The organism is Thiorhodococcus fuscus (genome assembly GCF_042682685.1).
GTDB classification, from domain to species: domain Bacteria; phylum Pseudomonadota; class Gammaproteobacteria; order Chromatiales; family Chromatiaceae; genus Imhoffiella; species Imhoffiella fuscus.
On sequence record NZ_JBHUHX010000026.1, the window covers coordinates 24,943 to 39,389 of the forward strand.

Here is a 14,447-nt window from a genome sequence, read left to right on the forward strand (position 1 = left end):
GTCAGAAGGTTACGAAGATCGTCATCAGGCCGACCAGCCCGACGATCATCGCAATCGCATAGTGATAGAGATAGCCGGTCTGCAGATGCCGCGCCCGCAGCGCAAGCCGACCGACCGTGCGCGCCGACCCATTGACGATGGCACCGTCGATCAGAGTCCGATCGCCCTTTTGCCAGAGCGCGCGCCCCAGAGTGCGTCCGCCACTGGCGAAGACCCGCTGATTGAAGTCATCGAAGCCGTATTTGTCCTGCAGGATGCGGGTGACCGGACCGCCAGCGGCCTGAATCTGCGCGTCGAGCTTGGGATTGCGGGCGAACAGCAGCCACCAGACGAAGGCCGCCAGCGCCAGCCCGGCCATGGACAGATAGAAGGGCAGACCTGTCAGACCATGCTGCACGAAGGACGCCTGGCCATGCCAGTGCTCGCGCAGGTGGTGCAGGGTATCGTGGGCGTGCGCGACCTGGATCGGATTCCAGTCGCCCGAGGCGAACCAGTCGCTCACCAGCAACGGCTCGATGGTGAACCAGCCGATGAAGACCGAGGGAATGGCCAGCAACATCAACGGCAAGGTGACGACCCAAGGCGTCTCGTGCAGATGATGCTTGGTGTGCTCGTCCATCCGCTCCTTGCCGTGGAAGACGAGGAAATACATGCGGAAGCTGTAGAGCGCGGTGACGAAGACGCCGAGCGTCAGCAGCACCCAGGCATATCCGGAGCCGAACAGGTGCGAGGCACCGACCGCCTCGATGATGGCGTCCTTGGAGAAGAAGCCCGAGAAGCCTGGGAAGCCGATCAGCGCCAGCGAACCCAGCAAGGCCGTAACCCAGGTGATGGGCATATATTTGCGCAGCCCGCCCATCTGACCGATGTCCTGCTTGTGATGCATGGCGATGATCACCGAGCCGGCGGCCAGGAACAGCAGCGCCTTGAAGAAGGCGTGGGTCATCAGATGGAAGATACCGGCCGCATAGGCCGAGGCACCGAGCGCGGTGACCATGTAGCCGAGCTGGGACAGGGTCGAATAGGCGACGACACGCTTGATGTCGTTCTGCACCAGACCGATCAACCCCATGAAGAAGGCGGTCGTGGCGCCGATGATGAGCACGAAGCTCAGTGCGGCCTCGGACAGTTCGTAGAGCGGCGACATGCGCGCCACCATGAAGACACCGGCGGTGACCATGGTCGCGGCATGGATCAGGGCCGAGATGGGCGTCGGACCCTCCATCGAGTCCGGCAGCCAGACATGCAGCGGAACCTGCGCCGACTTACCCATGGCGCCGATGAACAGCAGAATGCAGATGAGCGTCATCAGCGAGACGCCGCCGAAGACGTCGATCTGGGTCTCGGCATGCTCGGGCGCCTTGGCGAAGACCTCGACATAGTCCATGGAGCCGAAATACATGCCGACGGCGGCAATGCCGAGGATGAAGCCGAAGTCGCCGACACGATTGACCAGGAACGCCTTGAGGTTGGCGAAGATGGCGCTTTCGCGGGTCGACCAGAAACCGATCAGCAGGTAGGAGACCAGACCGACCGCCTCCCAGCCGAAGAACAGCTGCATGAAGTTGTTCGACATCACCAGCATCAGCATGGAGAAGGTGAACAGCGAGATGTAGCTGAAGAAACGCTGATAGCTGTTCTTGCCGGACAGCGAACCGTGCGGCCAGTTGTGCTCGTCGTCGGCCATGTAGCCGATGGTGTAGATGTGCACCATGAGCGAGACGAACGTCACCGTCGCCATCATGAGCGCGGTCAGCTTGTCGATCAGGAAGCCGACCTCGAAGTGCATCCCGTCCGAAACCATCCAGGTGTAGACGGGGCCATTGAAGACCGCCAGCTCTCCCCAGATGAAGCGCGCCAGCACCCACAGCGAGAGTGCCGCCGAGACCGCCACACCGGCGATGGTCACCGTATGCGCGCCACGACGGCCGATCCTGCCGCCGAAGAAGCCGGCGACAATGGCGCCGAGAAGCGGCGCGAGCACAATGGTCAGGTAGACGTTTTCCATTCGTTCGCTCTATTCGCTCGTGTTACGACGTTCGTGACCCTAGCCCTTGAGGGCATCGAGATCCTCGACGTTGATGGTCCGACGGTTGCGGAACAAAACCACCAGGATGGCCAGGCCGATCGCGGCCTCGGCGGCGGCGACCGTCAGGATGAAGAAGACGAATACCTGTCCGGTCATGTCGCCGAGGTAATGAGAGAAGGCGACGAAGTTCATGTTGACCGCAAGCAGCATCAGCTCGATGCACATGAGCAGCAGAATGACGTTCTTGCGGTTCAGAAAGATCCCCGCGACCGAGATCGAGAACAGCAGACCGCCGAGGATGAGATAGTCGGACAGCGCGATCATGGGTTCTCCCTCTTTTCGGTAGTAGCGACCGCGACGAAGGATTCCCGAGCCTCCGGGGCCATCTTGATCAAACGCACCCGGTTCTGCCCCTTCTTCACCCGTACCTGGCGCGCCGGATCGACCGACTTGTTGTCGGGGCGATGACGCAGCGTCAGATGAATGGCCGCGATGATCGCAACCAGCAGGATCACGGCGGCGATCTCGACCGGATAGACGTAGACGGTGTAGAGCAGCAGTCCCAGATCCCGCGCGTTGGAGGCGTCGGCCGCAGCCGCCTCGGGCAGCGGAAAGGCCGAGAGACCGAAGTTCGCCGGTCCCACCACCAGGAAGATTTCGACCGCCATCACGCCCGCGACGATCAACCCCAGCGGCAATGCGCGGATGAATCCGGCGCGCAGTGCGGCGATGTCGATATCGAGCATCATGACGACGAACAGGAAGAGCACCATCACGGCGCCGACATAGACCAGCACCAGCACGATGCCGAGGAACTCGGCCTCCAGCAACAGCCAGAGCGCCGCGCTGCTGAAGAACGCCAGGACCAGGAACAGCACGGCATGCACCGGATTGCGCCGGGTGATGACCATCCCCGCCGCCCAGAGTGTGACGAGCGCGAAGACGTAGAAGAGAAATGTTTCAAAGCCCATGATTCGTCCCGGTTAGCGATAGGGCGCGTCGGCCGCGCGGGCTGCGGCGATCTCGGCCTCGTACTTGTCGCCGATCGCCAGGAGCTTGTCCTTGGTCATGATGTTCTCGCCGCGATTCTCGAAGTGATATTCGTAGATCCCCGTCTCGACGATCGAATCGACCGGGCAGGATTCCTCGCAGAATCCGCAGTAGATGCATTTGAAGAGGTCGATGTCATAGCGCGTCGTGCGGCGCGATCCGTCCGCGCGCGGCTCGGCCTCGATGGTGATCGCCAACGCCGGACAGACGGCCTCGCAGAGCTTGCAGGCAATGCAGCGCTCCTCTCCGTTCGGATAGCGGCGCAAGGCGTGCAGACCGCGAAAGCGCGGCGAGATAGGCGCCTTTTCTTCCGGGTACTGAACGGTGAACTTGCGACTGAAGAAATAGCCGCCGGTCAGACGCAGCCCCTTGAACAGCTCCAGCAGCAGCAGGCTTTGGAGATAATCGCGTGCGGTTTTCAGCATCCTGTTTCTCCCGATCAAACCGACCACCAGGGCGGCAGTCGGTAGACCACCGCGAGCGCCACGACCAGAATCCAGACGATCGTGATCGGGATGAAGACCTTCCAGCCCAGGCGCATGATCTGGTCATAGCGGTAGCGGGGAAAGGTCGCCCGCAGCCAGAGAAAGAGGAACATGAAGAAGAAGGTCTTCAGCAGCAACCAGTGGAAACCGTCGTCGAGCAACCAGTTGCCCTCGACCCAGGCGTGCGGTAGCGGCGAGAGCCAGCCACCCATGAACAGCAAAGCCGTCAGGGCCGAAATGAGGATCATGTTGGCGTATTCGGCCAGGAAGAAGACCGCGAAGCCCATCCCCGAATACTCCACATGGAAGCCCGCCACGATCTCGGACTCGCCTTCCGCGACGTCGAAGGGTGCGCGGTTGGTCTCGGCCACGCCCGAGATCAGATAGACCCCGAACAGCGGGAGCAGCGGCAGCCAGAACCAGGTGAGCGCGCTACCGCGCTGGGCGTCGACGATGTCACCGAGATTGAGACTGCCGGCAGCCACCAGCACCCCGACCAAGGCGAAGCCCATGGCGATCTCGTAGGAGACGATCTGGGCCGCCGAGCGCATGGAGCCCAACAGGGCGTAGCGTGAGTTCGAGGCCCAGCCGGCGATGATGATGCCGTAGACCCCGAGCGAGCTCAGCGCCAGGACATACAGAAGCCCGGCATTGATGTCGGACAGGACCAGTCCCTCGTCGAAGGGAAAGACGGCCCAGGCGGCCATGGCCGGCGCGATGGCGATCATGGGCGCCATGAGAAAGAGCGTCTTGTCCGCCTTGGTGGGGATGACGATCTCCTTCATCATCAGCTTCACCGCGTCGGCGATGGGCTGCAGCAGCCCACGCCAGCCGACGCGGTTTGGTCCGATGCGGATCTGCATGTAGCCGATCACCTTGCGTTCGGCATAGGTGTAATAGGCCACCAACGTCAGCAGGGGCAGCAGGATGGCGGTGATCTTCAGCAAGATCTGGATCACCACCGGCAGCGCATTCCAAAGTTCGATCATCAATGCCTCATCCTCGCCAGTGGCCTAGAGCATGCGTTCGAGGCTGACTGGACCCATTTGAGCCCCCAGTTCCTCGCTGCCGGCGACGGCCGCCGGAACCCGCGCGCATCCCATGGGGATGTGGTCGTCCAGCACCAGATGCGCCTCGATACCCGCACCGGACTGAGACACCCGTACCCGATCTCCGGCCGCGAGCCCTTCGGCCGCCGCCTGATCGGGATGCAGATAGACGGCGAACTCGGCGCCCGGCATCGGCATCTGGCGCAGAGCAGGCGCTCGGCGCACCAAGGGATCCAGTGCATAGATGGGAACCGTGCCGATGCGGGTCAGGGCGCTCGGCTCGGACGGGGTGCCGACCTCGAACGCGCCTTGGAGACGGTTGTCCAGCGGCGACGCGTCGCACAGTGCGGCCAACTCGTCGCGGACCTGGGCGCCGTCGCGATAGTCGTAGCCCTTGAGGTCGAGCAGGTTGCCAAGCACGCGCAGCACCTTCCAGCCGGGACGTGCCTCGCCGGGAGGCGGGACCGCACCCTGAAAGCGCTGCCAGGTCCCGTTGGCGTTCACGAAGCTGCCCGAGGTCTCTGCAAAGGCGCCGATGGGCAGCAGGACGTCGGCCACGGACTCCAACGACGCACTCCGGAAGGCGGAGCAGGCCACCAGGAAATCCGTCGACGCGAATGCGGCGCTGGCCGCCGCCGGATCGATGAGATCGAGACCCGGCTCGAATCCCCAGAGGACCAGCGTATTGGGCGGATTGGCCAGCATCCCGTCCAGCGCGAGACCGGAGGTCTCGGCCGGCTTGGCACCAGCCAATCGCGCCGGATGGGCACCGGCCAGATAGGCACCGACGCTATTGGCCGCCGCCGGCAGATAGCCGACACGACACGTGGCGGCCTCGGCAATCGCATGAGCCAGCGCCTTGAGGATGCTGTAATCCGGATGTGCCGTCGCCAAGGCGCCCAGCAAAACCACAGCGTCCTGTTCACCGGCCTGGCGCAATGCGGCCGCCGCATCGGCATGCGCATCGGTGGGCTCGGCCGCGCCGATCAGGTCGTTCAGACCGGAGGCGCCTCGGGCGCCGAGCGACTTCGCGATCGCAGCCAGATCGGTCAACATTGCCGCCGGCGTGCCGACGATCTGCGTAGCCGCATGGTTCAGGTCCAGTTTGAGCGGATTGACGCAGAAGATCCGGCCACCGGCCAAGGCGGCCTTGCGCAGACGGTGGGCCAATAGCGGCTGCTCCTGACGCAGGTCGCTGCCGATGAGCAACACGGCCTGCTGGGTCTCCAGCTCCGAGACCGGCAGCCCCAGCGTCGGCACCAGCGGATCGGCGGCGTCGCTGCGGAAATCCTGCTGACGCAGACGGTGATCGATGTTCGCGCAGCCCAGATCGCGCGCGATGCGCTGGGCGAGATACAGCTCCTCCAGCGTCGCGTTCGGCGCGACCAGCCAGCCCATCTTCTTGGGGTCGGCGGCCTTGAGCCGCTTGGCCACCAGTTCCAGGGCATCGCTCCAGCCAATCTCGCGCCAGACACCGTCTTCCTTGACCATAGGCGTGGTTAGGCGATCGTCGGAGGCGAGCCCGGCATAGCTGAAACGATCGCGGTCGGAGATCCAGGTCTCGTTGACGGCCTCGTTGTCGCGCGGATGCACGCGCATCACCTGACCGCGTCGCACATGGAGACGAAGATTGGAGCCCAGACCGTCGTGCGGGGCGATGCCGTCGACGCCGGTCAATTCCCAGGCACGCGCGCTAAAGAGGTAGGGCTTGGAGGTCAACGCCCCCACCGGGCAGAGGTCGATGACGTTGCCCGAGAGTTCGTGGGTCACCGTATGGGCGATGAAGGTGCCGATGCGCATCTCTTCGCCACGTCCGGTCGCGCCGAGTTCGCGCGCGCCGGCGACCTCTGCGGCGAAGCGCACGCAGCGGGTGCACTGGATGCAGCGGGTCATCTCGGTAGCGATGAGCGGTCCGAAGTCCTCGTCGACCACCACGCGCTTGCGCTCGCTGTAGCGCGAGACGTCGTCCCCATAGCCCATGGCGACGTCCTGCAGCTCGCATTCACCGCCCTGGTCGCAGATGGGGCAATCCAAAGGATGATTGATGAGCAGGAACTCCATCGTGCCCTGCTGGGCCTCGATGGCCTTAGGCGAGCGCGTCCAAACCTTCATGCCATTGCCGACGGGCGTCGCGCAAGCCGGCATCGGCTTGGGGAAGGGCCGACCGCCCTGCTCCGCCTCGACCAGGCACATCCGGCAGTTGGCCGCAATGGACAGCTTCTTGTGATAGCAGAACCGGGGGATCGAGATGCCCTCGCGGTCCGCAACCGCGATGATCATCTCTCCCGGCACCGCTTCACACTCGCGGCCGTCGATCTCGATGGTGATCTTGTCCGTCATTTAGGTCTCTCGATCGGCACCAGTTACGCCGCCCATGAAATCCGACCGGCGGTCACGAATCATCGGCAGGCGCATACGCGGTCTGCTGCATCCGCCACGGCGAATACCGCCTGATTTCAAATTAAGCCAGTCGGGCGCCACGCCTTCACGCGCCCGGCTGCGGAAAGAACGATCGGGCCGAATCAGGCCGCCATGGGGCGACCATGCTCGATCAGATAGGCAAACTCGTGCCGGTAATGCTTCAAGAAGCTCTGCACCGGCATGGCCGCAGCATCGCCCAAGGCGCAGATGGTGCGACCACCGATCCGCCCGGCAACGCTCTCCAGCAACTCCAGATCCTCGGGGCGCCCCTTTCCGTCCAGCATGCGGCGCAGTACCCGCGCCAACCAGCCGGTGCCTTCACGGCAGGGCGTGCACTGACCACAGGATTCGTGCATGTAGAAGTGCGACAGGTTGTGCAACACCTTGACCATACAGGTTCCCTCTGCGATCACGATGATGGCGCCCGACCCCAGCATGGAGCCTGCCTTGGCGATGGCGTCGTAGTCCATGTCAACGTTCATCATGATGTCGCCCGGCACCACCGGCACCGAGGAGCCGCCGGGGATGACGGCCTTGAGCTCGCGGCCGTCCTTGACGCCCCCGCACATATCGAGAAGCGTGCGGAACGGCGTGCCCATGGGCACCTCGAAGTTGTTCGGCGCATTCACATGCCCGGACACCGAGAACAGTTTGAGCCCACCGTTGTTGGGACGGCCCAGCTCCAGGAACCACTGCCCCCCCTTCTCCAGGATGACCGGAACGGAGGCCAGCGACTCGGTATTGTTGATGGTCGTCGGACAACCGTAGAGCCCGTACTGGGCCGGGAAGGGCGGCTTGAATCTCGGTTGTCCCTTCTTGCCCTCGATGGACTCGAGCAGCGCCGTCTCCTCACCACAGATGTAGGCACCGGCGCCCATGTGGGCATAGCAGTCGAAATCGAGCCCGCTGCCCTGGACATCGCGGCCCAGCAGACCGGCCGCATAGGCCTCGCGCAACGCACCCTCGAAACGGGCGATGGGCTCGTAGAACTCGCCACGGATGTAGTTGTAGCCGACGGTCGCCCCGATGCAGTAGCCAGCGATCGCCATACCCTCGATCAACTGGTGGGGGTTGTAGCGCAGGATGTCCCGATCCTTGCAGGTACCCGGCTCGCCCTCGTCGGAATTGCAGACGATGTATTTCTGTCCGGGCGCCGTGCGCGGCATGAAGCTCCACTTGAGCCCGGTCGGAAAGCCTGCACCACCGCGTCCGCGCAGATTGGAGAGCTTGACCTCCTCGATCAGATCGTTGGGGTCTGGCCGCTCGCGCAGGATGCGCTCCCACTGCGTATAGCCGCCGACGCTCCGATAGGCCTCCAGCGTATGGCGGACGTCCTCGTCCAAATGCATGGTGCGGAAGCAAACAGTGTTCTGATTCGGTACCACGATCTCACTCCAACTCGTCGATCAGCTTGTCCAGCGACTCGGGGGACAGATTCTCGTGGTAAGTCTTGTCGAGCAGCACGGCCGGTGCGTGACGACAGGCCCCGAGACACTCCACCTCCTTGAAGGTGAAACGTCCGTCCTCGGTCGTCTCTCCGGAACGCACACCGTACTTGTGCTCGACGTGCTCGATCAACTCCTCCGATCCCTGAAGCAGGCATGAAATGCTATTGCAGACGCAGACCTTGTGCCGGCCCTGGGGCTCCAGGTCGTACATGCCGTAGAAGCTCGCCACCTCATAGACCGAGACCGCCGGCATGTCGAGATAGGCCGCGACATCATCCATCAGCTCGGTCGTGAGCCAGCCACCATTGGCGTCCTGAACGACGGTGAGCGCGGGCATCACGGCGGACTGCTTCCAGGCCGGCGGATATTTGGCGATATGGGCATCGATCTCGGCGCGGATCTCCGCCGTGAACAGGGTCGACTTGTCGCGTTCGTGATCGACGGCGAGTGGTACGTTACGGAAGCTCATCAGCGGTCGATCTCCCCGAACACGATATCCAGCGTCCCGATGATCGCGACGACATCGGCCAGCATGTGCCCTCTGGACATTTCATCAAGCGCGGCCAGATGCGGGAATCCAGGCGCGCGAACCTTCAGACGATACGGCTTGTTGGCGCCGTCCGAAACGATGAAGCAGCCGAACTCGCCTTTGGGTGCCTCGACTGCGGCATAGACCTCACCGGCAGGCGGGCAGTAACCCTCGGTGAAGAGTTTGAAATGATGGATCAGGGCTTCCATGTCGTCCTTCATGTCCACGCGCTTCGGCGGAACGATCTTGTGATCCTCGATCGACACGGGGCCTGGGTTCGCCCGCAACCAGTCCACGCACTGCTTGATGATGCGGTTGGACTGGCGCATCTCCTCGATGCGTACCAGATAGCGATCGTAGCAGTCGCCGTTCACGCCCACCGGAATATCGAAATCGACCTTGTCGTAAGCGGCATAGGGCTGCTTCTTGCGCAGATCCCAGGCAATGCCCGAGCCGCGCAGCATGGGGCCGGTGAAGCCGAGCTGGGTCGCACGCTCGGGAGACACCACCCCGATATCCACGGTCCGCTGCTTCCAGATCCGATTGTCGGTCAGCAGGGTCTCGTATTCATCGACATGGGTCGGAAAGCGCTCGGTGAAATCCTCGATGAAGTCGAGCAAGGATCCCTGGCGCGCCCCATTGCGCTTGGCGATGGTGCGCTCGCTGTGCCACTTGGAGCCGCCCTGATACTGCGGCATGCGATCCGGAAGATCACGATGCACGCCGCCGGGCCGGTAATAGGTCGCGTGCATGCGCGCGCCCGAAACCGCCTCGTAGCAGTCCATCAGATCTTCGCGTTCGCGGAAACAGTAGAGAAAGACGCTCATGGCGCCGATGTCGAGCGCGTGCGCGGCGAGCCACATGAGGTGGTTCAGAATGCGCGTGATCTCGTCGAACATTGTGCGGATGTACTGTGCCCGCACGGGAGGCTCGACCCCCAGCAGCTTCTCGATCGCCCGCACATAGCCATGTTCGTTACACATCATGGACACGTAATCCAACCGGTCCATGTAGCCGATGCTCTGGTTGTAGGGCTTGTACTCGGCCAGCTTCTCGGTTGCCCGATGCAGCAGACCGACATGCGGATCGGCACGCTCGATCACCTCGCCATCGAGTTCGAGCACCAGACGCAGAACGCCGTGGGCCGAGGGATGCTGAGGACCGAAATTCAGCGTGTAGTTACGAATCTCAGGCATCGCGCGACTCCGCACCGACTCCGTTCTTGAGATACCGGCTGTCCTCGCGAATCACGCGCGGCACCAGAACACGCGGCTCGATGGAGACCGGCTCGTAGATCACCCGAGCCTGCTCGGGGTCGTAACGCATCTCGACTTGGCCGATCAATGGGAAATCCTTGCGGAAGGGATGACCGACGAAGCCATAGTCGGTCAGAATGCGGCGCAAATCTGGATGCCCCTTGAAGAGGATTCCGTAGAGATCGAAGGCCTCGCGCTCGAACCAATTGGCCGCCGCCCAGACCGAGATCAGAGAATCCACCATCGGCTGGCTCCCGCCCGCATAGACGCGCAGACGCAACCGACGGTTGTGCTCCAAAGACAGCAGATGGGAAACGACGGCGAACCGCTTTGGATCATCTTGCTCGACCTCCAGATCGCGGTCGACGCCACGACCGAAACCGGTGAAGGACGCGTCCTCCGTCGTCCATTCCGACTGACCGTAAGCGGCATAATCGACGCCGCAGAGGTCGATCAATTGCTCGAAACGGAAATCGGCGTGATCGCGCAGGGTCAGAGCGACGGCCAGCAGGCGCTCGGCCGGAACGATCAGGGTCAACTCACCGGGGGCTTCGACCAACTCGCAGCCCTGATCCGCGAAATGTTCGCGGATGGCGGCGGCAAGCGCGTCCAGCCTGGCGTTGCGGGTCAGGGATTCTGTTGCCATGTGATTCTGGTACGAGTCAACGAGCGATGGTATTGGTGCGACGAATCTTGCTCTGAAGCTGCAAAATACCGTAGAGCAAGGCCTCCGCCGTCGGCGGACAGCCCGGGACATAGACATCGACCGGCACAATGCGATCGCAGCCACGCACGACAGAGTAGGAATAGTGGTAGTAGCCACCACCGTTGGCGCAAGAACCCATGGAGATGACCCAGCGCGGCTCGGCCATTTGGTCGTACACCTTACGCAGCGCCGGGGCCATTTTATTGACCAGCGTGCCAGCGACGATCATCACGTCCGACTGACGGGGACTCGGCCGGAAGAGGATTCCGAAACGATCCAGATCGTAACGCGCGGCGCCGGCGTGCATCATCTCGATCGCGCAGCAGGCGAGCCCGAAGGTCATCGGCCACAGCGAGCCGGTTCGCGCCCAGTTGATCAGCTTGTCGGCCGTCGTGGTCACGACGCCCTCTTCAAGCAGGCCTTCTATTCCCATTCGAGAGCCCCTTTCTTCCACTCGTAAATGAAGCCAACAACCAGGATACCGAGGAAGACAACCATGGCCCAGAAGGCGAAGATTCCGAGTTCGTCGAGCGCGACGGCCCAGGGAAACAGAAAAGCTATCTCCAGGTCGAAAACGATAAACAGTATTGCAACTAGATAGAAGCGGACGTCGAACTTCAAACGGGCGGTCTCGAATGCCTCGAAGCCACACTCGTATGGGGAGTCCTTCTCCGCGTCCGGTCGACGAGGACCGAGTAGGTAACCAATCGCAAGTGGCCCAACCCCCACCAATGCCCCGACAAGGATGAAGATCAGGATTGGTAGATAGTTGTCGAGCACTGTCCCCTCTCTAGCATTTTTCTAATATACGCAGCAGGAACTGGAGTCTAGTGCAGCATTCGCTGTAGTGTCAACCCAGCCGTCAATTCAAATTATTAATTAACTCAAAGCTTTAGGTTTTTCTGGACGCACAAAAAAACGGCATGCCGCTAAGGCGGCATGCCGTTTGCTATTGGTGCCGACGGCCAGACTCGAACTGGCACGGCTTGCGCCACTACCCCCTCAAGATAGCGTGTCTACCAATTTCACCACGTCGGCTAAATCAAACATTTTAACGTCTTACTCGCTTTTGGCATCCGGCGCGGCAACCGCAGCATCGGAGGCGGAATCATTATTCTGTCCATCGCTCGGCACAGAAACTGCCGGAAGATCCGACGCCTGCGGAGACGCGGCATCGCTACCCGGTACGAGCGGAACATCCGCCGTCGAAGTCGGCGACGCTTGAGGCGCCTGAGGCACGACTAACGTGTCATCCAACTTTCCCATGAGCCCTTCAGGTTCGGACGTTTGGGCCGCATAGTATGCAAGAGCCATGCTAGTCAGGAAAAACAAGGTCGCCATGATAGCAGTGACGCGGGTTAAAAACGACCCCGAACCTTGAGCCCCAAACACCGTCGACGACGCACCGCTACCGAAGGCAGCACCCGCATCCGCTCCCTTGCCATGCTGAATCAGCACGAGACCGATCAGACCCAGCGACAGGAAGACTTGAAAAACCGTCAAAATCGTTTGCATGCATTACTCACGGATCGAGGACGTCAGCCCGCCGCCAAGTCTCCAGCCTGGCAAATGACCAGGAAATCGTCGGCGACTAGCGAAGCACCACCAATCAGGCCGCCATCGATATCAGCCTGCGACAGCAATTCACGCGCATTGGCGGCCTTCATGCTACCGCCATATAAAATTCGGATCTTCTCCGCAATGGCCGCGCTTTCGTCAGCAACCTTATTACGGATGAAGACATGTACATCCTGCGCCTGCTCAGGAGACGCCGTCTTGCCGGTACCAATGGCCCAGACTGGTTCATAGGCGATTTCAAGCCGGTCGAACGCATCGATTCCAATCCGACTCATAACGCCGTTGATCTGCGCACCAATCACCTGCTCGGTCAGGCCATCTTCCCGCTGCTGGAGCGTCTCGCCAACACAGAGGATTGGCTTCATCCCCGCAGCAATAGAGACGGAGACCTTCTTGGCGATAATCTCATCGGTTTCGCCGTAATATTCTCTGCGCTCGGAATGACCGCAGATAACATATCGACAACCGAAATCCACGAGCATCGCCGCAGAAACCTCACCCGTATAGGCACCGCCGGGCTCCGTGCAAACATTCTGCGCACCCAACTGGATACCGCTATCCGCGAGCAACCGCTCACCGAGATAGAGCAGCGGAAAAGGCACGCAAACCGCGATCTCCGCTTTGGCGACGCTTGCCGCACCGGAAACGACCCCACTCAACAACGCTTCCGCGCTGGACTTGGTGCCGTTCATTTTCCAGTTTCCCGCAATCAGAGGTCGGCGCATGTCAGAACTCCATTGAGGCGAGCGGGGTATGATAGCCAAATCCAGACGGATTTCAAGCATGAATTTCAAAAAACGCATACCGGAACCAGAGACCCACTCTCCCCTCTGACCCCAACGTAACCACTTAATCGAAACTCACCTTTCCTATACACTTGCCAGATGACGAAAGCCAAGAAAAAACTGGACGGAAGCTCGACCATCGCCTTGAACAAGAAGGCGGGGCACGATTTTTTTATCGAGCAACGCATTGAGGCCGGCATCGCCCTCGAAGGCTGGGAGGTCAAGAGCCTCCGGGCCGGACGCGTCCAGCTCAAAGAGAGCTACGTTAAGATCCTCCATGCCGAAGCGTTCCTCATCGGCGCCCATGTTTCTGCGCTCGCAACCGCTTCGACCCACATCAACCCCGACCCCACACGCAGCCGCAAACTGCTTCTGAAGCGCAACGAGCTGAATCGGCTGATCGGCCTCACCGAGCGCGCCGGCTACACCCTCGTCCCGACAGCCCTCTATTGGAAGCGAGGCCGAGCCAAGCTGGAAATCGGGCTCGCCAAGGGCAAGAAGCTGCACGATAAGCGCGACACCGAGCGCGACCGCGACTGGCAGCGCGAGAAGGAACGCATCTTCAAGACAAGGTGAATTTAAGAACAGACCGCGCTTGCCCCGGAACCAAACTCACCCTATATTGACCAACTCGTTACCAAAGGGGGCGACATGGCTTTCGACGTGGGTCGCAAAACCCGAGGTGCATGCCGAGGTGCGGGTTACCTCGTAAATCCATCCGCAAATTTATAGTTGCCAACGACGACAACTACGCTCTCGCTGCTTAACCCAGCGGGCCTCTGACCGTCTCTTGCCTATGGGCGGCGGATTCCAGGGGTAAAATCACATGGGATCGCGGTGACGGGAGTCCGGACCTAATCCGCTAAAACCTAACGGAATCGCCGACTGATCGCCCTGCCCTTCGGGCGGCGGAAGGTTAAAAATAATTGAGTGGGCTAAGCATGTAGTATCCAACGGCAGAGGGCTTGCGGACGCGGGTTCGATTCCCGCCGCCTCCACCAAATACCCTTACAGCAACATCCAAGAACGACAAGGAACCCGCCTAAGTGCGGGTTTTTTATTGCCCAAAGACGAAAACGAAAAAGGGGGCAGTGCGGCCTTGCAAGGCCGC

The 14,447-nt window shown here is 61.5% G+C and carries 15 protein-coding genes, 1 tRNA gene and 1 other RNA gene; 2 read left to right on the top strand and 15 right to left on the bottom strand.

All coding sequences use genetic code 11. The annotated features are described in order from the left end of the window. Position 1: 1 nt before the first annotated feature. The 15 genes from nuoL to tpiA form a co-directional block, all read right to left on the bottom strand. Positions 2 to 2,008, bottom strand: a complete 2,007-nt coding sequence (gene nuoL / locus ACFSJC_RS11360) for an NADH-quinone oxidoreductase subunit L (RefSeq protein WP_386026731.1) — start codon at positions 2,006 to 2,008, stop codon at positions 2 to 4. Positions 2,009 to 2,047: 39 nt separating this feature from the next. Further along, on the bottom strand, positions 2,048 to 2,353 hold the full coding sequence (gene nuoK, locus ACFSJC_RS11365) for an NADH-quinone oxidoreductase subunit NuoK (protein WP_007042833.1): 306 nt from the start codon (positions 2,351 to 2,353) through the stop codon (positions 2,048 to 2,050). After that, positions 2,350 to 3,000, bottom strand: coding sequence for an NADH-quinone oxidoreductase subunit J (locus ACFSJC_RS11370; protein ID WP_386026733.1), 651 nt, complete (start codon positions 2,998 to 3,000; stop codon positions 2,350 to 2,352). The genes nuoK and ACFSJC_RS11370 overlap by 4 nt, the downstream gene beginning before the upstream one ends. Positions 3,001 to 3,012: 12 nt before the next feature. Further along, positions 3,013 to 3,504 (bottom strand): NADH-quinone oxidoreductase subunit NuoI, encoded by a 492-nt coding sequence (gene nuoI / locus ACFSJC_RS11375; protein ID WP_386026735.1) that lies wholly within the window; start codon positions 3,502 to 3,504, stop codon positions 3,013 to 3,015. Positions 3,505 to 3,518: 14 nt separating this feature from the next. Beyond that, complete coding sequence (nuoH, locus tag ACFSJC_RS11380) at positions 3,519 to 4,553, bottom strand: NADH-quinone oxidoreductase subunit NuoH (protein WP_386026737.1); 1,035 nt, start codon at positions 4,551 to 4,553, stop codon at positions 3,519 to 3,521. A 24-nt stretch (positions 4,554 to 4,577) separates the two neighbouring features. Continuing rightward, entirely contained in the window at positions 4,578 to 6,953 is a 2,376-nt protein-coding gene (nuoG, locus tag ACFSJC_RS11385; RefSeq protein WP_386026738.1) for an NADH-quinone oxidoreductase subunit NuoG, read from the bottom strand. Between the two features lie 182 nt (positions 6,954 to 7,135). Further along, positions 7,136 to 8,419 carry an NADH-quinone oxidoreductase subunit NuoF gene (nuoF, locus tag ACFSJC_RS11390; RefSeq protein WP_386026740.1) on the bottom strand — a complete coding sequence of 428 codons (1,284 nt, stop codon included), beginning with the start codon at positions 8,417 to 8,419 and terminating at the stop codon, positions 7,136 to 7,138. Between the two features lie 4 nt (positions 8,420 to 8,423). Next, entirely contained in the window at positions 8,424 to 8,951 is a 528-nt protein-coding gene (locus ACFSJC_RS11395; RefSeq protein ID WP_386026742.1) for an NADH-quinone oxidoreductase subunit NuoE family protein, read from the bottom strand. Next, positions 8,951 to 10,207, bottom strand: coding sequence for an NADH-quinone oxidoreductase subunit D (locus tag ACFSJC_RS11400; RefSeq protein ID WP_386026744.1), 1,257 nt, complete (start codon positions 10,205 to 10,207; stop codon positions 8,951 to 8,953). The genes ACFSJC_RS11395 and ACFSJC_RS11400 overlap by 1 nt, the downstream gene beginning before the upstream one ends. Continuing rightward, positions 10,200 to 10,913, bottom strand: coding sequence for an NADH-quinone oxidoreductase subunit C (locus ACFSJC_RS11405; protein ID WP_386026746.1), 714 nt, complete (start codon positions 10,911 to 10,913; stop codon positions 10,200 to 10,202). The genes ACFSJC_RS11400 and ACFSJC_RS11405 overlap by 8 nt, the downstream gene beginning before the upstream one ends. 16 nt (positions 10,914 to 10,929) lie before the next feature. Next, positions 10,930 to 11,406, bottom strand: coding sequence for a NuoB/complex I 20 kDa subunit family protein (locus tag ACFSJC_RS11410; protein WP_007042824.1), 477 nt, complete (start codon positions 11,404 to 11,406; stop codon positions 10,930 to 10,932). Continuing rightward, on the bottom strand, positions 11,397 to 11,753 hold the full coding sequence (locus ACFSJC_RS11415) for an NADH-quinone oxidoreductase subunit A (RefSeq protein ID WP_007042823.1): 357 nt from the start codon (positions 11,751 to 11,753) through the stop codon (positions 11,397 to 11,399). The genes ACFSJC_RS11410 and ACFSJC_RS11415 overlap by 10 nt, the downstream gene beginning before the upstream one ends. Positions 11,754 to 11,926: 173 nt before the next feature. Continuing rightward, positions 11,927 to 12,011, bottom strand: a tRNA-Leu gene (locus ACFSJC_RS11420). 21 nt (positions 12,012 to 12,032) lie between these two features. Next, complete coding sequence (gene secG, locus ACFSJC_RS11425) at positions 12,033 to 12,488, bottom strand: preprotein translocase subunit SecG (RefSeq protein ID WP_386026748.1); 456 nt, start codon at positions 12,486 to 12,488, stop codon at positions 12,033 to 12,035. 23 nt (positions 12,489 to 12,511) lie between these two features. Beyond that, positions 12,512 to 13,276 (bottom strand): triose-phosphate isomerase, encoded by a 765-nt coding sequence (gene tpiA, locus ACFSJC_RS11430; protein ID WP_386026750.1) that lies wholly within the window; start codon positions 13,274 to 13,276, stop codon positions 12,512 to 12,514. Between the two features lie 159 nt (positions 13,277 to 13,435). Here tpiA and smpB point away from each other — a divergent pair, with 159 nt between their 5' ends. Beyond that, positions 13,436 to 13,912 carry an SsrA-binding protein SmpB gene (gene smpB, locus ACFSJC_RS11435; RefSeq protein ID WP_386026752.1) on the top strand — a complete coding sequence of 159 codons (477 nt, stop codon included), beginning with the start codon at positions 13,436 to 13,438 and terminating at the stop codon, positions 13,910 to 13,912. A gap of 66 nt (positions 13,913 to 13,978) precedes the next feature. After that, positions 13,979 to 14,337: a transfer-messenger RNA gene (gene ssrA / locus ACFSJC_RS11440) on the top strand. The last annotated feature ends 110 nt before the right edge of the window (positions 14,338 to 14,447 follow it).